The organism is Vibrio sp. QJM3NY_27 (assembly GCF_057785955.1).
Genome location: NZ_CM173512.1, coordinates 402486 through 425118, shown reverse-complemented (window position 1 = coordinate 425118; position 22633 = coordinate 402486). Strand labels below are relative to the sequence as shown.

The window sequence follows — 22633 nt, the reverse complement described above, 5'->3', positions numbered from 1 at the left end:
TCGACCTTAATCTCTCTTCAGCTGAGCTTTAGATCTTGATGGCTGACTGTTGAATTCATACTTTCATTCCAAATATTGATATTCCAAGTGAAGTGCCAGAGCTCGCGACAAAAGCTTCAACGACCAGCTATATAAACAGTGATGCTCCGCCTTACATTCAGTTCCATGGAACGCTGGATAAGCGAGTGCCTTTAGCGCAAAGTCAGATCCTCAAAGATGTTTTGGATAAATACGGCATTGAGAATCAGCTATTTATCGAGGAAGGTGTTGGCCATAGTGATCCAATTTTTGCTACTGATAAGTATGTACCGCATGTGATTGCGTTCTTAGAGCGACATTATCCAATTAAATAATCTCTACTTTTGTAGCGTTTCAACGCTCTAGAAAGCACTCATTGAGCCATTTAAAGCTAAGTTGATTACTCAAGTTCAACTTGGCTTTTTTATTAGGCGCTTTCATAACCATGTGGATTCATTTCTAACTCCTACTTTTATCCTTCAATCGTCATTTATGAGATTGAACAAAACCGTCTTTACTTTCGATAATGGAGCTATCCATCAGTTAAGGTGGGTTGTTATTGAGTGGCGAGTCACGCTTTGTGCGCTATTCACTCAAGCTTATCGACTACCTTGCTAAAGCTGTCAATGTGCGCGATACACTATTTTTCGCCCATTAATCAATTTCACTTGTGACAAAGCTATCAGAATTATGCATTTTCGGTAACGTTCCCGAAAGTATCGATCTATCATCCATCCAGATACAAAAAGTGAAGTGATCAACACAACTAACTTCTATTTTCCTTTGATATAACGCTTATACATCAAAATTATAAGCAAAATTGTGCTTACGGATTTGTTTGGGAACGTTTGCAGATAATCCTAAATAATTAACGTGAGAACATAAGAATGAAACTACACACTTTAGCGGTTGCTGTAACAATGGGGCTAATGACTACATCGGTATTAGCAAGTGAAGACGTTGCAGCATTAGAGCAACGTATTAATGAATTAGAACAAAGAGTTGCACAAACGGAGCAGGTTTCTACCGAAGCCAATGAAAAGGCTTCTTCGTTTGAGTTTCACGGCTATGCACGCTCTGGGTTATTGATCAACGACGACCTAAACGGCGCTACAGGTACTGGTCCTTACATGACAGCTGCGGGTGCGATTGGTGCACCAGTTGGACGACTTGGTGTGGAAGATGATCATTACGTTGAAGCGAACTTGATTCATAAGCGTTTTGCGGATGATGGTTCTAGTGCCTTGTTTCGTATCATGTTAGCCGACAGTACTGAAACAAATAACGAATGGACAGCCAGTGAAAGCCAGTTGAATGTACGACAAGTGTATTCAGAACTGAACCGACTGAGCATGTTCTCTGAATCTGAAGCGTTTTCTGAAGCAACGTTTTGGGCGGGTAAACGGTTCGATCGCGACAACTTTGATATTCACTTTTTCGATTCGGATATTGTCTTCTTATCAGGTACTGGTGCGGGCGTTTACGATGTTCAGATGAGCGACAACTGGAAGGCGAATTTCTCTATTTATGGCCGAGATTTTGGCGAGATTGATAGCTCATCAACAGATGTAGAAAACTACATTGCAACCATGAATAACCGTATTGGCCAATGGCAAGTGATGTTGAGCGGCATGACCTCAGCAGACAACGATAGCCGCTTAAATGGCGCAGCTGAAAGCGGTGTACACGCAATGTTTGCGTACCATGGAGACAACTTCTTTGGTTTGAGCGAAGGTTTCTCTAAAACGGGTATGTTAGTGGGTAGCGGCCTAGGTGCAGAGCTAAAAGGCATCGGTTCAAATGGTGATCTACTGGATGACGCAAAAGCCGTTCGCCTGTTTAGCTACGGTGTCACTCGCATTGGCGACAACTGGCGCTTAGCGCCTGCATTAATGGCAGAGCATAGCCAAGACCGTTTGAAGAAGAATGACGAGTTCACATGGGCTTCTTTAAACGTTCGATTAGCTCAAGAGTTCACAGAAAACTTTGAGATGGTTTACGAAGGTTCATTGCAGTACATGGATTTGGACAACTCGACAGAGCAAGCGAGCGGTGGTTTCTACAAAGCGACAGTTGCACCAACACTCAAGCTTTCAACCAGCACTGGTTTCTTTGACCGACCAGAATTGCGTTTCGCTGTGAGTTATGTGGATTGGAGTGAAGACCTGAATGGTTACTCTATCAGCACTGAGGCAGATGCAGCAACGATGGGAGAGGGCGGCGAGGTTCTGTTTGCATTGCAGATGGAAACTTGGTTCTAATTACCTGATATATCGTTTAGATAGAAAGTGTTACTCATGATGTGATAGTCGCATCATCAAATGCCAACCTTATCGTTTCAACTCGAAGGTTGGCATTTTTTTACCTTGGGATAACTTGATCTCTGAAATAAATCGCTAGCAAGACTCTCGGTCAATAGTGGTGAAGGTCAACACTATCTTACTCATTTCAAAGCCTTTTTTCTCAATACGGTCGAGCAGCAGCTTGGCTCCATTTTCTCCCGCTTTATCAAACGCATAGTTAAACGTAGACAGCGTTGGTGTGCATACTGAAGCAAGTTCATCGTCACCCACGCCGAGTACCAAGACATCCTTTCCTGGAACGAGGCCAGCTTCTTGAATGGCTCTGATCGCACCGATTGCGATACGGTCAGTTGCGCAGAACAGGCCATCGAGCTTGGTGTGTTCTTTTAGAGACTGTTTAGCCAGTTGGTAACCTGACTCTATGGTGAAGTCGCCACGGGCGTGAAATTGCAGTGTGAGGTCGTTAAATTTAAGCGATTGAGCGAAGCCTTCCGATCTCATCTTATCAACCGCAATATCATCGCCTTGCACGCCGATGAACCCCATATGCTTACAACCTTTCGCTATGAAGCGATTACCCGCTTCAAACCCTACGCGAGTGTCGTCGTGCACAATGCTTGGGATGTTAAACATTGACCCGTCTTGACCAACCAATACCACCGGCACAGCAGAGCTTTGAATCGCTTTGACTAATTTGTTGTCGAGGTGGGTCGCGTACAGGATGATACCTTCAACGCGTTTTTGGTTAAATATCTGAATATATTCAAGTTCTTTATGGTGTGTTTGGTGTGTGCTCGCTAATAAAACATGCTTGCCCGCTTGCTCTAAGACGGCGGTTAAACCATCGACACCCTGAGAGGTGGCGTGGGAAGAAACCCTAGGAACAATCACGCCAACCAGGTTGGTTTTTTGAGACTTTAAGTCTTTAGCGACTTGGTTTGGGAGATAGCCACACTCTTCAACCGCTTTACGCACCTTCACCTTGGTTGCGTCTTTTACGCCATACTCATCGTTGATTACTCTTGAGACCGTCGACTTGGAAACTCCAGCGAGACGAGCGACATCATGAAGACTAGCCATTATTCATTATCCAATTGTAATTTTAGTTTTGGGATTGTTTGCAAACAGAGCATCAAATTTACCTGTTATTAGGAGATTTTAACCCTGTCTTCTTATCCTCGGGAGATAATTTGAAGATCATTCTCACAGTATTGAGCAGTTATCTTTGATCATTTGTTATTTCTAGGCAAAAATTTGTTTTGCAAACGTTCCCGAAAATTCAAGAGCTCAAATGATAATCCAATGGGGTATGTAATGAATTATCCAAAAATAGCAAAAGAGCTGCTTTCTCTATTAGGTGGTAAAAGTAATATCACCGCACTTGCACACTGTGCGACTCGTCTGCGTCTTGCGGTCGCAGACCAAGATAAAATTGATGAACAGGCGATTGATAACCTAGAAGGGGTTAAGGGCCAGTTTAAAGTAGCAGGTCAATATCAGATCATCTTTGGCTCAGGCATCGTTAACCAAGTTTATGCTGAGCTGGCTAAGTTGACTGAAATGACGGAAATGTCGACCAACGATGTGGCGTCTGCAGGTGCTGACAACCAAAATATCCTGCAACGCGCGGTGAAAGGTCTGTCTGATATCTTTGTACCAATCATTCCAGCAATTGTTGCTGGTGGTTTGTTGATGGGTATCTACAACCTATTGACGGCTCAAGGCTTGTTCATTGATGGCAAATCTTTAATCGACGCTAATCCGGGTTTGACCGACTTAGCAAACATGATCAATACATTTGCTAATGCCCCTTTTGTGTACTTACCTATTTTATTAGCATTTTCAGCGAGTAAGAAGTTTGGTGGTAACCCATACCTTGGCGCGGCTTTAGGTATGTTGATGGTTCACCCAGACTTGCTTAACGGCTGGGGCTTCGGTGGCGCATCGGTGTCGGGCAGCATTCCAGTTTGGAACATTCTAGGCTTCGAAATCGAGAAAGTGGGTTATCAAGGTTCAGTACTGCCCGTTCTTGTTTCTGCGTTTATTCTAGCGAAAGTTGAGCTTGGCCTACGTAAAGTTATTCCTTCGGTTCTGGATAACTTGCTAACGCCGCTACTGGCTATTTTCGTGACTGGCTTACTGACATTCACGGTTGTGGGTCCATTTACACGTGATATCGGCTTCCTACTGGGTGATGGTCTTAACTGGCTATACAACAGCGCTGGCTTTATTGGTGGTGCGGTGTTTGGTTTGATTTATGCGCCGTTCGTTATTACTGGTATGCACCATAGCTTTATTGCTATTGAAACTCAGCTGCTTGCGGATATAGCAACGACTGGCGGTACGTTCATCTTCCCTATCGCGGCGATGTCTAACGTATCACAAGGTGCAGCGGCACTGGCGGTTGGTTTCATGAGTAAAGATAAGAAAATGAAAGGTATCGCGATTCCTTCTGGTGTGACTGGCTTGCTTGGTATTACTGAACCTGCAATGTTCGGCGTGAACTTGAAGCTTCGCTACCCATTCATTGCTGCGGTTTGTGCAGCTGCGGTTTCAAGCGCGTTTATCACGATGTTCAATGTGAAAGCACAAGCACTGGGTGCGGCGGGTATTCCTGGCATCATCTCAATATCACCAGAAAAAATTGGCTACTACGTGGTAGGTATGATTATCGCGTTCGTGACTGCCTTTGCTCTGACCGTTGTTTTAGGTCTGCGTGAGCGCAGCAAGCAAAACATTAAAGCAACAGCTTAACGTTTCTCCCTAGAAGTGAAGCCCCCCTTTTCACTTCATTTCCTAAGCTTTGGGGTGCTAGCTAGGTGATTTGGCTTAGCTAGCCTTTTTATATTTTCACATGACAGCGTGAAGTGTCACCTTGCTTTTGGTTGCTACTGCTTTCGATTGCTATCGCTTTCGGTTGTCATGATTTTCAGTTTTAAGGTAAGAAAGATGAATCAAGTTTGGGTAACTGGAGACGCCGTCGTCGACCTCATTCCGGAGACTGACGCGACATTATTGAAATGTCCGGGCGGTGCGCCTGCTAATGTCGCGGTAGCGATTTCTCGCCTTTTAGGCAAAAGCGCATTTTTTGGCCGAGTGGGTAACGATCCGTTTGGCACTTTTATGGAAGTGACTCTGCAAAAGGAAGGTGTGAATACCGAGCGTTTGGTGAAGGACCCTGAACAACGCACGTCAACCGTGGTGGTCGATCTTGATGACCAAGGAGAGCGTAGCTTTACGTTTATGGTTAAGCCAAGTGCCGACCAGTTTATGTCTGTTGAAGACATTCCCGAATTTAAGAAAAACGAGTGGCTACACGTCTGCTCGATCTCTTTGGCTAATGAACCAAGCCGAAGCAGTACCTTCGAAGCGATCCGACGTATGAAAGCCGCGGGCGGTTACATCAGCTTCGATCCAAACCTTCGTGATGAAGTGTGGCAAAACCCATCTGAAATTAAGTCTGTGGTCATGAAAGCGGTTGAATTGGCTGATGTGGTTAAATTCTCAGAAGAAGAACTGGATTTCTTAACCGATTCAACTTCGATGGAACAAGGTTTGGCTAACATTGCAGATCTTAACAACACGCTTGTTTTGGTTACGCAGGGCGCGAAAGGCGTTTGGCGAGTATTTGAAAACCAAGGTGTGTTGATTTCAGGTCGCTCAGTGATGCCAGTGGATACCACAGGCGCAGGCGATGCTTTTGTTGGCGGTTTGCTTGCAAAGCTTTCTCAACATGAAGAGTGGAATAATCAACAAGTCGTCGACTCTGCAATCCAGTGGGCAAATGGCTGTGGTGCATTGGCAACCACGCAAAAAGGTGCGATGACCGCACTTCCAGCGCAAGAGGCTTTAACTCAGTTTATTCAAAAAGACTCTTCAAATACGAATGCCGTCGAGGAGAGTGTATGAGTTTGAACTCGAACTGGACGGTAGAGCAAAGATATCGTCGTATAGAAGAGATTTCACAAGACAGCATTGATGCGATGGTAAAGCTTCGCAAACAAGATGCTGGATATCCGAGCTACCATATTGCGCCTAAGTTTGGTCTGCTTAATGACCCGAATGGTCTGTGTTTTTTTAATGGTGAACACCACCTATTCTACCAATGGACGCCAGTTGGCCCAGTCCATGGTATGAAGTACTGGTACCACCTTTCTACCAAAGACTTCGTTCATTTCGAAGACCACGGCATTGGCTTGCACCCAGACCAAGATTACGATTCTCACGGTGTTTACTCTGGTGGTGCATTGGTAGAAAACGACAATGCATTGTTGTTCTTTACGGGCAACAAGCGTGATGAAAATTGGTTGCGAGTGCCAACTCAATGTTTTGCCAAGATGTCTGTCGACGGCAAAATAGAAAAGCACGGCGTGGTTATCGAAAACGATCACTACACCGAACATTTCCGAGACCCAAAAGTGTGGAAACAGGGCGACGATTATCTGATGGTTGTGGGGGCTCAAACGCCTCAAGAGACTGGCTCAATGGCGCTATATCGCAGCCGAGACCTGATGGATTGGCAGCACAAAGGCCCAATTCAAACTCGTTACAACAACCTTGGCTATATGTGGGAATGCCCAGATTTCTTTGAAATAGAGAATCAGTCGGTGATGCTGTTTTCTCCACAAGGTGTGTCTAGCGAAACCCCATACGATTTCAAAAACATCTATTCGGTAGCTTATATTGTCGGTGACCGCCTAAATCTCGATTCGGTGGAGTTGGAAAACCACCAAGATATTGCACAGCCAGATTATGGCTTCGATTTCTATGCACCACAGACTTACTTAGATGGTACAGGTCGCCGTATTCTGATTGCTTGGATTGGCCTGCCTGAGATTGATACACCATCTAATGAGCACCAGTGGGCGGGTATGTTGTCGTTACCACGCGAGCTTCAAATCCGAGATGGCTATCTGGTGCAGTCTGCTTTACCTGAATTGAAAGCGCTGCAAGGCGAAGCTGTCGTGGTTGAGAGTATTCTTGAACTGGATACAACCAGCTTCATGGTTGAGCTTGAAACGGAAACGGACGAGTTTGAGTTAACGCTTGCTAACGCTGCGGGCGATAACATCGTGTTCAATGCCACGGAATCGGAGTTCATGCTTGATCGCAGTAAGATGTCTCAACTCTACGCGGAAGAGTTTGGCTCGGTGAGAAAAGCTCCGAGGTTGAGCACTAAGCAAACCATCGAGGTTTATGTCGATAAGTCAGTGATCGAAATCTTTATCAATGGCGGTAAGCACACAATGACCAGCCGTTTCTTCATTGATGACTTGAGTTCATTGTCGATGACTGGTGACGTGAACACCGTTTATCACTCGATGGACCCAATTAAAGGGTTGGACGACTAACCTCCGCTTATCTCCATCAAGAAAGCCGCTGATCAACAGCGGCTTTTGTTTGGTCTGCGACATCACTATTGTGCTAGCTCTTTGACCTTGCCTATTCCTCGCACATAAAGTTCATTCAGAGCTAACAACCAATGCTAAGGTCGAATGTTATTGAAGCTGACCTTCTGCGTTCCATCTCCAAGTTTCTCCAACTTAACCACGTCCCCTTGATAGTAATACGGTTCCATTGGCATATTGGTGTTGGTCGGTCTTGCGTAGTGCAATACAGCCAGTTTAGCGTCAACTTGCTGAGCATATAAATAGCCAATCAGCGCATGTTCAAATTGGTGATAGCCATTGCCCCAATGGAAAGCTTTAGTACGCTTAGGATCAAGCCCAACGCCACCGTATTTGTGGTCGACCCATACATCATGAAAGGTCGGTAAGGTGTATTGCAGGACGTCTTTCATTGAACCATCGACCAGCGAAACCGTCATGGCTGCTTGATCGAGCTCTGCCCATTCCCATGATGACGCCCACTGACTTTGCGGTCTGCTTTGCCAGCCCGTGATATCTTGCCCTTGCCACATCTTCTGAAGTCGCTCACCAAAGTAGTTAGATACATTGGCAAAGTCTTTCTGATATTGAGCTTGGGCTAACGTGTGCTTCATCCCATTCATACCGAACTCTTTCCATTCAGAGTTATCCAATGTTAGGCCTGTCAGGTAAGTCATCCAATACGCTTTGATGGTGTGTCCAAAATCGTTGTGATTGGCATTGGGCATCATCGCAGCTTTATCGTGAATAGCCCCGTAGAAGCGTTGTTCATCTTCAGAGTGATAGTGGTCGATCATAGCTTGTGTTAGCCAATTTAGGTCATCAAGCCATTTTGATTTGGTGGGCTCTTTCAGCAAAGGGGCGACTAACAGCATGTAACCGTTAATTTGATCAAGTTGCGCGACCAATTCACGTCGTGTGGCTTTTCCATCTTCACCGTCGGCAAGTACCCAAGCAAGACCGCTGTTGTCGCTAAGTCGATACTTATCAAAGATAAAAGCTTGTTGGGCGATGAGTGCTTCTTCTACCTTTTTGTCTTGGGTTAGGTAGTAATACATCGCGAGTCCAACCAGCGCATACGCTTGATCTTGAGAGGTACGTTGCTGCCAATTCTGACCTACTTTTCCCTCTTTTGTGTAGCCAATAAAGCCACCATTTTTCTTATCTTCTAGTTGATCAATGAGGTAGTAGGCGCCTTGTTTGGCAAGCGCTAAAGCTTGCTTGTCTCCGGTAAGATGGTAGAGCACGCCATAGGCATAAGTTTGACGTGATTTCATGCGCGTAAACTCTTTACCGAAGTGAGGAGTGATCCATCCTTTGTCTAACTCAGGACAAACGTTAGAAACATCGAGGAGTGCTCCATCATCACAGCGGAAAGTGGGGAAGTTGCCTATTGGTTCTCCTTGCGCGCTAGGCATTAGCCAATAAGGTGCCAGCCCTTCAGAAGCATGATTGATCCAGTCTTCTCCAGAGGGAAGGGTGACATTGGCAGATACAGCGAAACTGGTCACGCTGAGTAATGCGATGGTTGCTCGTAACATGATGTTTATCTTAATGATTTGAATTTAGTTGAATATAAACAATCAGGTCTGCACATTGTGATTCGGCGATCACAATCGATCAAATTAAAACGGTTTAAAGGGGAAGCTTAAAGGTCATTGAGTTGTATTGAGTTGGTCGAATCTCATCTAGCATTATCCAAAATAAGAATAATTAGTAATGACTATAAGTCATTGGATGAATTTTGGTCGCGTTCGTATACTCGGTTCAAACAAAGGATGTTTTTTAAACAATTGAATGTTTCACCTTTACGAAGAGATATGCTCAACATGAAAAAACTTCTATTAGCTTCGCTACTCACTATCAGCACAATGCCTGTCTATTCTCAATCGTTTGATGATACCGACGACATCCTTGTTCGCGCATCGCAGATTGAAAATCTTGAATACAAAATGATGGTGCAGCGTGCGACTCAAACGGCGATTCACTATATGCCTGCCGTTACTCAGATTGATTTTTTGAAAGCAACCCGTCGTGATTTGAATGGCGACTACAATGACGTGGTTTACGTGAACGAACCTTTCGGCTCAGAAAAGGGGTTCCTCACGGCCAATGACACCACAGCTTATGCGTGGGCAACCACAACCTCTAAAAATGGCCCAGTCGTTATTGAAGTGCCTGCCGCGACTGACAAAGTGAATTACTTTGGCTCGGTCGTGAACCAATGGGAAGTACCGATCACGGATGTTGGCTACAAGGGTGCTGATGAAGGTGAAGGAGGCAAATATCTTTTCTTACCGCCAGGTTACAACAACGAGTTTGGTTCGAAGCTAGCGCTAGAAAGGCAAGGTTATCTGGTATTTGAAACCGACACTTATCTGTATGGTTTTTCATTCAGACCATCGTTAACCAATGGTGCGACAGATTTAGATGCGGGTAACTACGCGAAGAAAATCAAAATCTACAATCTTGTTGATGCTGAAAACCCACCCAAAACAGACTACTTAGATGCAACGGAAGTCGCGTATGACAGCCTCCCGTATTACAACGAGACGTTCTTTCAAGACATCAATGACGTTATCCAAGAGAACCCGGTCAGAGCTCAAGACAAGGCGATGGCGTCATTACTAAAAGATCTCGGTATCGAAAAAGGTAAAAAATTCGACCCAACAGATGAGCAGAAAAAAGCGATACGTGAAGGTGTCTTGATGGCTTATGCGCACATGCAGTCGAAATTTGTAGAACCTGATCAGACGGTGAGTGCGTTATGGAAAGATGAAAATGGCGAGCCTTTGTCGCAATGGTCCTTCTGGAATTTTGGCCCTCAAGCTCAGCTTGGTTTCCCATTTGTGGATGAAAATGAGGTGTTAGTCGATAAGCGTGCAGCATCGTACTTCTACGTCACTTACTTGCCGAAGCAATTGGGCGGTTCAACCTTTTATTTAACGGGCTTACGTGATTCACAAGGTGAGATGCTAGATGGCAAAGCGACATACAAGCTTAATGTGCCAGCCGACACGCCTGTTGAGGATTTTTGGTCAGCCATTGTTTACAACATGGAAACCAAAAACTTTGTTAAAGGAGTCGACCGAGTAGGTCTCTCTTCTCGAAACGCGGACTCGATGAAAAAGAATCCAGATGGTTCTTACGATTTGTACTTCGGCCCAGAAGCACCAAAAGGACAAGAGGAAAACTGGGTTCCTACCGGTGGTGAAGATTACTTCTTACTGTTCCGACTTTACCGTCCAACATCGAAGACGTTCTTCAAAAACTGGATGCTTGAAGACATGGAAAAAATCAGTGGCTAACCAGCAATAAACGCTAACCCGTTTCTGGAATTAAATAGCCTAGAGCGTGACACCTAAGCGAAGAATATCAATTGGTGCGGCCTAGGCTATATGAATCAAATTTAACAAGAGAAATTATTATGAAAAAATCGATTATTGCTACGTTGCTGATTACTTTAGGTTGTTCATCTGTGGCGTTAGCTGAGCCGAAATTCAGTGCACAAGTGCCAGAGAGCATCATCACACCAAATAAGGTCGAGTCTGCTTACCTAGGTGAACTGAATTATACCGATGGCGCACCGACAGATGAAACGCATTCGAAGGTGCAAGATTTCGTTCAAGTGTCTAATGCCGTTCGTGTTTTTCTATCCGGCATCCCCGTTGCTTCAATACAAGGACTATTGTTGGGACATGAAAGCATCGGCATGAAGCCTAATCAAACCATCGCAATTTCTGAAGATAATCTAGACGCGAATAGCCTTTGGTTAACAGCGAACACGACCACACCGTATATCACATCAGAGATTGATGTAAGAAATGGCCCAGTCATTCTGGATATTCCCACTCCAGTGCTTGGCTTACTCGACAATGCTGCGTTCAAATATGTAGACAGAATTGGCGTGACTCACCCAGACAACGTCGCTAAATCAGGTAAGTACTTCGTTCGCCATTCTTCGTGGAAAGGAGAAGTGCCAGAGGGATACATTGAGATTGTTAGTGAAGGTTATCAACATTGGTTGTTACTGCGCCTTGTGAGCTCTCCAGAAGAGATGCAAGAAAGAATTGAAACACTAAAAGCGACCACCAAGCTTTACCCGTATGGAGAAGAAGATAAGACAGAGTTCATGAACATTTCAGGTGTTGACTACAACACCATTCACGCTATGGACGCGACGTTTTACGATGAGGTAAATGCGCTAATTCAGTACGAACCTACTGCTATTTTTGATGCTGAATGGTTGTCGCTAGCCAAAGATATTGGGATAGAAAAAGGCCAGGAGTTTGCTCCTAATAAACGCATGCAGAAAATACTGTCGGAAGCGGCAAAAATAGCAACGGCTGAAGCACGTTCAACCTACTTCCATCCTAAAGAAGAAATGTTCCGCTACGATGATAGACAATGGTTTACTCCGCTAGTCTCAGGCCATGAATTTAAAGATGCGAATGGCGTGATTGACTCGGATATGCGAGCAACTTTCCACTTCATGGCGACGGGGATTACCCCTGATATGGTGACAAAAACTGTAGGCAAAGGGTCGGATTACTTATTGGCGACACGTGATGCAAACAAGGAAGTACTGGATGGTAGTCAACATTACACGGTGACACTGCCGCCAAATGCGCCTGTAGAGAAGTTTTGGTCATTTATGATCTACGATAACCAGACGCGTTCTATGTTAGAAACGGATCAACAGTCTGCGGGTCTTGATGGTTTGAGTGACAGGATTCAGAAAAATGTCGATGGTTCTATAACCATACACTTTGCTCCCAATGCACCCAAAGGAATGGAAAATAACTGGGTTCAAACGACGGAAGGTAAGGGTTTTAATATCATCTTCCGCATGTATTCACCGACAGAAAAGTGGTTTGATAATTCATGGAAGCCAAGTGACTTTATTAAAGTAAACAAGTGATTCTATCAAAGTAGAATAGAAAGCTAATCTAGATTGGATACCCCTTTAACTGGGGGTATCTTTTCATGTTATGGTAATTTCATTCTAAACAATGTCATTGTTCAATCTAGCTAGAGGACTTATGCAAAAAGATATTTCATATCAGTTGAATCGAGTCGACTTAAATCTACTGGTGGCTTTTGATACGTTGCTTAAAGAACGTAATGTCACCAATGCTGCTAAGGCGTTGTTTGTTTCGCAGTCAGCCATGAGTCGGAGCTTAAAACGTTTGAGAGAAACGTTCGATGATCCTCTCTTCATTCGAACATCGACAGGGCTGACACCGACAGCTAAATCATTAGAGTTAGGCAAAGAACTGCAACACATTCTTCCGCAGTTGAGTGCGTTATTTCAGCGTAATCAATTTGATCCCCGAGAATGTAATGATACGTTTTCGATCTCCCTACCTACTTTTCTGGGCAGTACCATTCTTCCTAATTTGGCTTTAGAGCTATTTGATGAAGCTCCAGATGTGAACTTGATAGAAATGGCAGCGAAAAGTAATCCTTATGATTTGCTCGATAAAGGGAAGTTAGATTTTGCGATTCATTATTCGAGTTCGCTAGATCAAAAATACCAAGCGACAAAGTTAGGAACCATTTACCCCAAACTGTTTGTTCGGAGAGACCATCCTCTAGTAGGAATAAACGCTACGTTAGATGAAATCATGCGATACCCGGTGCTCGCGATGAATGTGGAAGAAGACCACAAACAAGCATTTAACACGCCTCTTCAGCAAATATTGTTAGAGCTTGAAAGCGATAAACGACCAAAACTTAGAAGTACTCAAACTCATGTGTTGATGGAGATCGCATCTCGCTCAGATGCGGTGATTTTTGGTATGAACGCGTTGAGTTCACTACCTGATTTCGATAGTCGGTTTGTGGACATTTACGATTTCGTAGACTGCAAACAATATCACGTAGATCTCTATTTATTGCAGCATCAACGTACATTTACATCCGCTTCGCATCAGTGGATAGCGTCACGATTTAGTGGGTTGTTGGAAAATATACTCTGAAAATAAAATAGCGAATAGCTTCTTTGTTAAACTTTAATCAATAAAAAATTATCGTTTATCGATAATTTTTTGTTGATCATCATTTGTTTTAATCTTAATATCCCTCCTGTCAATTCAACAGGAATATAAGTATGTCTAACATCCAAAAACAAAGCCGACGTGTACGTATACTATTGCAATCCCTTTTTGTACTTACCCCTATAATGGTGTGCTACTTCTGGCTAACAGTTGAGACTCCCTATGACTTTATTAGTGCGACGGGCATTTTTTATCTTACCTACGACATCGGGTATTTCACGATGTTGCCGCTTACTATGACAACAAGAATCGTTGCTGCGTTCACAGGTTTATTGATGTCCAGCATCCTTATGTACGCACTGATGGTTCTGATACGTTTATTCCGTAACTATGAGCGAGGTGAAATCTTCTCTTTAGAAAACGCAATGTCCTACCAGAAGCTCGGATATAGCCTGTTTTATTGGGTATTAGGTTCAGTTATCTATGGTTCATTGATGTCAGTGATTCTGTCGTTCAATAATCCACCAGGTGAACGTATCTTCGAGATTAGTTTTGTTGGTATGGACTTTTTAACACTGATATTGGGTATAATTATTTTGATCATCTCATGGGTGATGAAAGAAGGTTATATTCTGGCTGACGAACATAGCCAAACCATTTAAAGGACTTGTCATGACTATCCGCATTAATTTAGACATTATGATGGCCAAACGAAAAATGCGATTGAAGACATTGGCAAAAGAAGTTGGGATTACTGAAGCCAACTTATCAGTATTAAAAAATGGTAAAGCTAAAGCGGTAAGGCTATCGACACTCGATAAGCTGTGTGAAGTTTTAGAGTGCCAACCTGGTGATATTTTGGAGTTTGAACCGAATGATCATCAAGACAGCGTTGCTGAAGAGTAGCCGGTAAGGAAATCGCTTTCTAATTATCTAATAATGAACGAGTCTCGATGCCCTTATCGAGACTCATTGCTAACTATTTATACAGTCTCGCCTGCCTCATCCTCTTCAACCACATCGGTTTCTAAGCTTGCCTCTGCCAACCATTTTTGTATTGATGGGCTGTTAAGCACGCGTTGTTGATACTGTGATGCCTTTTCGGAAAGTTGTATTCCATAGGTTTCTACACGTAAAGCCACAGGTGCAAACATCGCATCGGCAATAGACCATTCACCAAACAACCATCCCTCTGGGTACAGATCCATTTGCGCTGACCAGATGGCATCGATACGAGCGATGTCTTTCAGTGCATCTTCACTGAGTGTGAGCTTTCGTTGTGCGCGGCAATTCATTGGCGTTTCATTTCTGACGGCAAAAAATCCAGAGTGCATTTCTGCGGAAATAGCTCGGGCATGGGCGCGTTCTTTCATTGAACTAGGCCATGCTGCGCCGTTCAAGTGGGCGTCGTTAACGTATTCGAGAATGGCCAACGAATCCCACACGGCAACGTCACCATCAACTAAGGTTGGAACCTTGGCCGTTGGTGTCACTTTCGCCAGAGTGTCGTAGAAATCAGAGGTGAAAAGTTTAAGCTTGATGACTTCTGCATTCAGGTTGTAATTATCGAAAATTAACCAAGCGCGCAGTGACCAAGTTGAGTAGTTCTGGTTTCCAATATAAAGCTGCATCGTTGCTTCCTTGCGTTTAGTGGGTATGCTTTTGAGCTTAGGGGATTGTATTGCGAGGCACTAACGGATAATTTTGATGCAATACATTAATAAAAACGATGGGTGGTGATTTCAATATGGACATTGATGCGTTGCGAGGCTTTCTCGCGTTTGTCGAAACCAGTAGCTTCACGCGTGCTGCGAAGCAGATCAACCGCACCCAATCGGCATTCAGTGCTCAGATGCGTAAGTTGGAAGAAGAGCTCAACGTCACTCTTTTCCAAAAAGAAGGCCGTAATTTAATACTCACTGAAGCGGGCTTAGCGCTGCGCTCTCACGCGGAGCAGCTGGTCGCTCTTCACAATACCGCGCTGAAACAAGTAAAGCGTTATGAGGACAAACAGCCCCTAAGATTAGGTTGTCCTGAAGATTACAACGACACCATTCTTCCGAAAGTCATTCGTTTGTTACAGCAAGCAGAACCAACGTGCTCAATCCAAATATTTAGCCTGCCCAGCATTACGCTGAGAGAGTGGTTGGATGACGGCCGTTTAGATGCCGCAATTGTCACCCGAGCGCCCGACAGCGAAGAGGGGTATTGGCTCACCAGTGATACTGGGGTTTGGATAAGCAGCCCTGATTATGTGTTTGATGGTTCCAAGCCTGTTCCATTAGCCTTGTTTCAAACAGACTGTAAATATCATGCTGCAGCAGTGAATGGTTTAACTAAGCAGGGTACGTCTTATCAGTTGCTGGCGTGCAGTAATACGGCTTCTGCGCAGCGAGCAATTGTTAAAGCGGGTTTAGCGATTGGTGCTATGGGCAAGCTCAGCGTGACTCCGGATTTGAAAATTCTTGAAGATATGCCGCCGTTACCCTCGGTTGATATTGTGCTGATCTTAGCGAGCAAGCATCATCCCGTATTGGACAAAGAAGTGCTCAATCAACTTGTCGAGTTGGACTCTGATTAGCTTGTTTGTTGGGATAGTTTATTTAGAAAGTTTTGTTAGGCGAGCTTGGTTCCGTAAAATTTAATAGATGAGCTGCAATCGATGAGTTTGAAGTTGAGTGGGGATTAAGAAATGAATAGGCCGAGAACATTACGTTTCTCCGAAAACATGGTGTTTCTCGGCCTAGTTGTTGTGAGACGTTGTTGGTAATTAAGAAAGCTTAAACTTGCTTAACTCACCGTGCAAATCTCCAGCTTTTACGGTCAGTTCGTTACTGATTGCTACTGATGATGTCATGGTGCCCATCACTTCCACAGCGGTGTCATTGATGATCACTACATTGCGGTTAATCTCTTCTGATACTGAGCTTTGCTCTTCGGCAGCCGAAGCAATCTGATTGTTCATGTCGTTAATCACTTCAATTGCTTGGTTGATTTCAGACAAGGCGAGGTGTGCAGCTTGAGTTTCGCCTTTGGTATCGTTCGCTTGCTTCTGGCTTTGCTCCATCAATATCACGATAGATTGAGTCTCTTGCTCTAGGCGAGCCAGCATCGAGCGAATCTCTTCTGTCGAGCCTTGAGTGCGATTTGCGAGGTTACGTACTTCATCTGCCACGACAGCAAAGCCTCGTCCTGCTTCACCCGCACGTGCAGCCTCAATCGCAGCGTTAAGCGCTAGTAGGTTTGTTTGTTCTGCAATACCACCAATCTCGCTCAAGATACCCTGAATAGCGGTGCTCGAATCGACTAGGTTCTGTGTTTGTTGCTGTGCATCGTTAACCTGCACAGCCAAGCTGTCTACCGCGCTGGCGGCATTGTCCATGCGTGTCATGCCATTGAGACTGTTGCTTTGTACTTGGCTCGCTGCTGCCGCTGCTTGAACCGCTGAACTTGCCACTTCTTGCGCAGTTGCACTCATTTCATTGATCGCGGTTGCAAGTGAGTTCACCTCGTTAACCTGAGAGTTCAACTGGTCACGTGAAACTTCAGCACGAGCTTGGCCTTCTGTTGCGTTTTTATCTACTTGGTCGGCCGTTACCATCACGGTAAGTAGCATCTCTTGCATACGAGATAGGAAAGTATTGAACCAATGTGCAAGCTGAGCGGTTTCATCTTTTCCTTTCACTTCAATGCGGTAAGTTAAGTCGCCTTCGCCTTGTGCAGCATCTTTAAAACGCTCTACTAAATTGTTTAGAACCTTGCCCAGAGAATTGGCAATGAATGCCATTGAGGCAATTCCTAGAATAGCGGCGATGATCCCCGCCCACACACCTTTTTCAAGTGCTTTTGAATTCTGTGCATCACTCCATTGCGTGTAGTCGTCGACGCTTTTTGTAAGGTGACTACTGGGAACGGATACCATGACTACCCATGGCGCATCACTGGTATCAATGGCTGTTATTGCGTACTCATCGCCGCCGAAATTAACAAGGCCTGCACCTTCTCGCTTAGCGATAGATTGAATTGTCGACCATTCGGATTCCAATTCAGAAGAGACTCTTTTACCCACCATGTTTCCAGCACGGCTGTTGGCGAGAGTTATGCCTTTCCATGATGTAATAAGGATTTTTCCTTCGCCATCAAACAAGTTACGTGCAAGCAATTCACTTTGGCTTTGAAGCTCGAACAAAGACAAATCAAAGCCAATTGAGCCAATGATTTTTCCGTCTTGTTTGATTGGTTGGCTGATGGTAGTGATGAGCTCTTGCTTACCGCGAACTGGATAGAAATAGGGTTCCATCACAAATGTCTTACCGGTTTGATATGGCATTAAGTGCCAGTCGTCTTTGCGCTCGCCGTTGCTGTTGAGTTCGGTATTGCTGAAACTCTCCATTGCGACGGCATCAAAGCTGTTCTGATCATTTGGAGAGAAGAAAGGCGCAAGGTAGCCCTGACTGTTAAAACCTAATTCGGTGTCCAAGCTGATCTCGTTATTCAGATCGGTTTGTTGTGGCCAAGTCTTGTTCTCCCACACCATGTAACCCGCAAATACAGCTTTGTTTTGTGCTTCCAAGGCGGCAGTAAACTGTTTAACGATAAGGTCTGCGCTTGCGTTGGTTTCTGAACTTAACTCGATAATAGATCGTGCTTGCTTAAGGTTTGCTAGTACAGGGTCAAGTTGGTTGGCAATGTTTAAACCTTGTTGAATGGCTGTGTTTTGCAAATCTGTCGTTGTGGCTTCTGTCAGCTGCGTCTTTACTTTTTCAGTGACTTGTTTGTTCACATCGGTAAATGCGCTGGTGGTCATGCCCATTGCGATCAACAGAGTGAAAGCCATTGCTCCACCTGCACTCACCGCAATTCGCGTACGTATACTGTTAAACATATGATCCCTATAGCCAAATATTGGTAATTTCCCAGAGATTTTAAACAAGATAAGTGAATGGAAAATTCAAAATAATGAACATAAAAAGAATAGGGTGATCAAAATTATAAATAGGATTGCATAGTGCTCAGATTTATATCTTGCAGGCGGGTTCTATAAGGTAAACAAATGGCCGTTAGTATTTCATTAGCTATTTGTATTCATTGATCTTTTAAATTTATTAATGATATTTATTTGTCGGTAAATCAAGAGGTTGTAGTTTGAGGGTGTCCTGAATATGGATTACTTATTACGTGACTTTACTCACACTTTAATTTAGTCCGAAGCACAGTATGTCCACTTATAAAGTGTGTGTTTCTACTTTGGGTGCTCAATCAGAGCATCCAAATCATTGTTCATGTTTTATTGAAGAATCCCCAAGCTCTTTAGCTTTCTATAAATGGTATTGCGGCTGATGCCGAGTATTCGCGAAGTCTTACTGATGTTGCCTTGGTTCGCTTGATACGTTTGCAGTAAGGTTTCTTCAACGGTACTTCTTAAATCGTTATTCGTTGTGCCTTTGATGGTATTAGGAGTCGTCAGTTGATGCTGATTATCTTGCGCTAATGACGTGAGGTGTTGAGCGAGGTGACTCGGTACGTGCTCTAGTGTGAGTATTGCTTCATCACTCGCGAGTAGGGCGGCGACCTTAAGTAAATTGTCTAATTCACGGATATTGCCCGGCCAAGAATAGGCGCACAGTAAGCTCATTAAGTGCGGGCAGATTGTTTGCTCATCTTCGGCGTATTTACGATGAATGTGCTCGATTAAGGCGTGCTTATCTTGTCGGTGTTGCAGGCTTGGTAAAGTGAAGGCTAAGCCGTTCAGGCGATAATAAAGATCTTGCCTAAACTCTCCTGTCACAACTAACTGTTCTAGGTTTTTATGCGTGGCAGCGATGATCTGACAATCGACTTGGTAGCTCTGATTTGAGCCAACAGGCACTACGGATTTGTCTTGCAGAACATGCAGTAATCGGCATTGAGCTTCCAAAGGCATGTCGGCTATCTCATCTAGAAACAGAATTCCCTTGTCTGCTTGGCGGATCTTGCCTTGAAAACCTTTGTGACTGGCGCCAGTAAAAGCGCCCGGCGCGTAGCCAAACAATTCTGATTCGATAAGATCTTTCGGTAGCGCGCCACAATTTACTGCAACTAGGGGCGAAGATTTACGTTGGCTTTGCTTGTGTAATGCTTTAACAAATTCGCCTTTTCCGACCCCTGTTTCTCCTAGGATTAATAGGCTAATCCCTTTATCAATAACCTTATTAGCTTGCTGCCAAGCGTGTTCAATCTTTTGTTCGCCATGGTGCAGATCACACGATGCTGAAATGGAGCGCGTGCGTTTGGTGGTTGGTTGTTTGAGGTGTTGTTTCTCAAACACAAAGGGCGTGTCTAATGAGGTTCGATTGAACAGGGTATCTATGCATTCGCCGACGATCGAGGTTTGATCCAGCAGTTGAGAGGCGACCTGATTGTGCGCTACTACCTCGCCAGCTTCATTGGCTATCACTATCCCTTGCCAACCACTGTGCAGTAGTGATTTCTCACACGCGAGGTCAATACGAGTGGTACCTTGCGGGATGTGACTCAGTAGCTGATTCTCAACGAGTTGAACCATATTTTGAACCAGTAATTGCACCGAACTGTCGTGCTGTTGCTGCTCACTGGTGATGTCCAATATGCCAACCATTTGGCCTTGGTGATCGAACACCGGGCTTGCTGAACAACTGATAAATCGATGCTGGTGGATGAAGTGCTGTTCGCCAATGATCGATACTGGCTTGGCTTCCACAATGGCGGTGCCAATCGCGTTGGTGCCTTTCAGTTGTTCCTGCCAACACGCCCCTGAGCTGAGTGCAATTGACGTCAGTTTCTCCTTAAACCACTCCTGTCCCCAACTTGCCAGAATGACGCCCTCAATATCGGTCAAAATCAAACGGCTGTCAGTGCGTGCAAACATCTGATTAAACAGAGGTAGCGCATTGCGTTCGACGATCTGAATCAAGTCAGACGATTGATGACGTCGCTGCTTAAGAATCGATTGTGGTAGGCGAATGTCTTCGGGAAGTCGTCTCTGTTTTAGACCCGCTTCTGTGCTGCGGTGCCAAGAGGACGAAAGCCAATCTGAGGTGTTTGCTTGTTGAAGGTGCATGACTGTTCCATGTCGTAACAGTGAGGGTGTACCAAATTGGAACAGTTGAACATTGGAGTGGTTTCCATACGTCCGTTCAATGCCAACTCACTTTGGGTTGTAAACGTTTGGTAATCATAGTTTTACAATTTATTAACAACAAGTTTTGAAGTTCTGGCGTGTGATTTGCGTTGTTACTGTTGTGAAGAAAACACGAAGTATCAGTGTTTTAAACAGAAAGCATAAACATGGGCGTCTTGTCATGAGTTCTTTTCTCAAGAGGAGCCGCCACAAAAATAAGACAGCTCTCGCTCAATAACGAATAACAAATCTAAGAAGGATCTAACTATGATTTACGCACAGCCAGGTAGTGATAACGCAGTGGTGAACTTTAAAGCGCAATACGATAACTTTATCGGTGGCGAGTGGGTGAAGCCTGTCAGCGGCGAGTATTTTGATAACACTTCCCCAGTGAATGGTCAGGTATATTGCCAAGTGGCACGCTCAACAGAGGCCGACATTAGCTTGGCACTTGATGCGGCGCATGCTGCTCGTGCTAGTTGGGCGGCGACCAGTGTGACAGAACGTTCGAACATCCTGCTCAAAATTGCCGATCGCATTGAAGCAAACCTAGAAGAAATCGCGGTCGCTGAGACGTGGGAAAACGGCAAGCCTGTACGAGAAACTCTGGCTGCAGACATTCCTTTGGTTGTCGATCACTTCCGTTACTTTGCGGGTTGTATTCGAGCTCAAGAAGGCAGCGCAGCAGAGCTAGATTCAAACACCGCAAGTTATCACTTCCCAGAACCTATTGGTGTGGTGGGGCAGATCATTCCTTGGAACTTCCCGATTTTAATGGCGGCTTGGAAACTGGCTCCAGCACTTGCTGCGGGCTGTTGTGTGGTAATGAAACCCGCCGAGCAAACACCAACATCGATTTTGGTGATGATGGAGAAGATCGCTGACCTTCTACCAGCAGGCGTGGTCAACATCGTGAATGGTTTTGGTAGCGAAGCGGGTCAAGCGTTAGCAACCAGCGATCGTTTGGCGAAGCTGGCTTTTACCGGTTCGACAGAAGTTGGGCATCATATTTTGAAATGTGCGGCTGAAAGCTTGATTCCATCAACGGTTGAGCTTGGCGGTAAGTCTCCAAACATCTACTTCCCAGACATCTTTAACCATGAAGATGAATACCTAGATAAGTGTGTCGAAGGCATGCTGCTTGCGTTCTTCAACCAAGGTGAAGTGTGTACTTGTCCATCACGTGTGTTGATTCATGAATCGGTATACGACAAGTTCATCGCCAAGGTAGTCGAGCGTGCTCAAACTATTAAACAAGGTAACCCGCTAGATACCGATACTCAGGTTGGCGCACAAGCTTCAAAAGAGCAGTTTGATAAGATCTTGAGCTACCTAGAAATCGGTCGTCAAGAAGGTGCGAAAGTGCTAACAGGTGGTGAAATCGCGCAACAACCAGATGATCTCGGCAACGGTTACTACATTCAGCCAACCATGCTGGAAGGACACAACAAGATGCGTGTATTCCAAGAAGAGATCTTCGGCCCTGTTATCGCGGTAACTACCTTTAAAGATGAAGCAGAAGCGTTAGAGATCGCCAATGATACCGAGTATGGCTTGGGTGCAGGCGTGTGGACGCGTGATGCAAACCTAGCGTATCGCATGGGGCGCAACATTGAAGCGGGGCGTATTTGGGTGAACTGTTACCATGCTTATCCAGCACATGCCGCGTTTGGTGGTTATAAGAAATCAGGCATCGGCCGTGAGACACACAAGATGATGCTCGACCACTACCAAAATACTAAGAACCTATTGATCAGCTACGATACTAATCCGTTGGGCTTCTTCTGA

Annotated in this window: 16 protein-coding genes and 1 pseudogene; 12 read left to right on the top strand and 5 right to left on the bottom strand. The window is 44.7% G+C overall.

Features of this window, described 5'->3' with window-relative positions; translation table 11 throughout:
• Positions 1-77: 77 nt before the first annotated feature.
• Positions 78-353: pseudogene (locus tag AC3CIA_RS17815) on the top strand (alpha/beta hydrolase family protein); the annotation flags it as partial.
• 552 nt (positions 354-905) lie between these two features.
• Positions 906-2279, top strand: coding sequence for a carbohydrate porin (locus AC3CIA_RS17810; RefSeq protein ID WP_488519404.1), 1374 nt, complete (start codon positions 906-908; stop codon positions 2277-2279).
• A 135-nt stretch (positions 2280-2414) separates the two neighbouring features.
• Here AC3CIA_RS17810 and AC3CIA_RS17805 read toward each other — a convergent pair whose 3' ends face one another.
• Positions 2415-3401 carry a LacI family DNA-binding transcriptional regulator gene (locus tag AC3CIA_RS17805; RefSeq protein WP_488519403.1) on the bottom strand — a complete coding sequence of 329 codons (987 nt, stop codon included), beginning with the start codon at positions 3399-3401 and terminating at the stop codon, positions 2415-2417.
• A 234-nt stretch (positions 3402-3635) separates the two neighbouring features.
• Between AC3CIA_RS17805 and AC3CIA_RS17800 the strand changes: the two genes are divergently transcribed.
• The 3 genes from AC3CIA_RS17800 to AC3CIA_RS17790 all read left to right on the top strand — a co-directional run bounded on the left by AC3CIA_RS17800 (position 3636) and on the right by AC3CIA_RS17790 (position 7672).
• Positions 3636-5075: a sucrose-specific PTS transporter subunit IIBC gene (locus AC3CIA_RS17800; protein ID WP_010432806.1), complete on the top strand. Its 1440-nt coding sequence runs from the start codon at positions 3636-3638 to the stop codon at positions 5073-5075.
• Between the two features lie 195 nt (positions 5076-5270).
• Positions 5271-6230: a fructokinase gene (gene cscK, locus AC3CIA_RS17795; protein ID WP_161749430.1), complete on the top strand. Its 960-nt coding sequence runs from the start codon at positions 5271-5273 to the stop codon at positions 6228-6230.
• Positions 6227-7672 (top strand): sucrose-6-phosphate hydrolase, encoded by a 1446-nt coding sequence (locus tag AC3CIA_RS17790; protein WP_488519402.1) that lies wholly within the window; start codon positions 6227-6229, stop codon positions 7670-7672. The genes cscK and AC3CIA_RS17790 overlap by 4 nt, the downstream gene beginning before the upstream one ends.
• A gap of 134 nt (positions 7673-7806) precedes the next feature.
• Here the strand turns inward: AC3CIA_RS17790 and AC3CIA_RS17785 are convergent, their stop codons facing one another.
• Positions 7807-9249: an AGE family epimerase/isomerase gene (locus AC3CIA_RS17785; RefSeq protein ID WP_488519401.1), complete on the bottom strand. Its 1443-nt coding sequence runs from the start codon at positions 9247-9249 to the stop codon at positions 7807-7809.
• Between the two features lie 288 nt (positions 9250-9537).
• On the opposite strand from AC3CIA_RS17785, the gene AC3CIA_RS17780 reads away from it, so the two are divergent.
• The 5 genes from AC3CIA_RS17780 (at position 9538) to AC3CIA_RS17760 (ending at position 14613) form a co-directional block, all read left to right on the top strand.
• A complete protein-coding gene (locus AC3CIA_RS17780) occupies positions 9538-11016 on the top strand; it encodes a DUF1214 domain-containing protein (RefSeq protein ID WP_488519400.1) in 1479 nt (492 codons plus the stop codon).
• Positions 11017-11135: 119 nt separating this feature from the next.
• Entirely contained in the window at positions 11136-12629 is a 1494-nt protein-coding gene (locus AC3CIA_RS17775) for a DUF1254 domain-containing protein (RefSeq protein ID WP_488519399.1), read from the top strand.
• A gap of 121 nt (positions 12630-12750) precedes the next feature.
• Positions 12751-13689, top strand: a complete 939-nt coding sequence (locus tag AC3CIA_RS17770; RefSeq protein ID WP_488519398.1) for a LysR family transcriptional regulator — start codon at positions 12751-12753, stop codon at positions 13687-13689.
• A 131-nt stretch (positions 13690-13820) separates the two neighbouring features.
• On the top strand, positions 13821-14369 hold the full coding sequence (locus tag AC3CIA_RS17765; RefSeq protein ID WP_488519397.1) for a DUF2975 domain-containing protein: 549 nt from the start codon (positions 13821-13823) through the stop codon (positions 14367-14369).
• Positions 14370-14379: 10 nt separating this feature from the next.
• Entirely contained in the window at positions 14380-14613 is a 234-nt protein-coding gene (locus tag AC3CIA_RS17760) for a helix-turn-helix domain-containing protein (protein WP_017054877.1), read from the top strand.
• A gap of 77 nt (positions 14614-14690) precedes the next feature.
• On the opposite strand, the gene AC3CIA_RS17755 is transcribed toward AC3CIA_RS17760, so the two are convergent.
• Positions 14691-15338 carry a glutathione S-transferase family protein gene (locus AC3CIA_RS17755; protein WP_114635694.1) on the bottom strand — a complete coding sequence of 216 codons (648 nt, stop codon included), beginning with the start codon at positions 15336-15338 and terminating at the stop codon, positions 14691-14693.
• A 98-nt stretch (positions 15339-15436) separates the two neighbouring features.
• On the opposite strand from AC3CIA_RS17755, the gene AC3CIA_RS17750 reads away from it, so the two are divergent.
• The gene (locus AC3CIA_RS17750) at positions 15437-16288 is read left to right on the top strand and encodes a LysR substrate-binding domain-containing protein (protein ID WP_488519396.1); all 852 of its coding nucleotides are present in this window, start codon (positions 15437-15439) and stop codon (positions 16286-16288) included.
• A 189-nt stretch (positions 16289-16477) separates the two neighbouring features.
• Here the strand turns inward: AC3CIA_RS17750 and AC3CIA_RS17745 are convergent, their stop codons facing one another.
• A complete protein-coding gene (locus AC3CIA_RS17745) occupies positions 16478-18592 on the bottom strand; it encodes a methyl-accepting chemotaxis protein (RefSeq protein WP_237290103.1) in 2115 nt (704 codons plus the stop codon).
• 402 nt (positions 18593-18994) lie between these two features.
• On the bottom strand, positions 18995-20785 hold the full coding sequence (locus AC3CIA_RS17740; protein ID WP_488519395.1) for a sigma-54-dependent Fis family transcriptional regulator: 1791 nt from the start codon (positions 20783-20785) through the stop codon (positions 18995-18997).
• 327 nt (positions 20786-21112) lie between these two features.
• Here AC3CIA_RS17740 and exaC point away from each other — a divergent pair, with 327 nt between their 5' ends.
• Positions 21113-22633 (top strand): acetaldehyde dehydrogenase ExaC, encoded by a 1521-nt coding sequence (exaC, locus tag AC3CIA_RS17735; RefSeq protein ID WP_004732897.1) that lies wholly within the window; start codon positions 21113-21115, stop codon positions 22631-22633.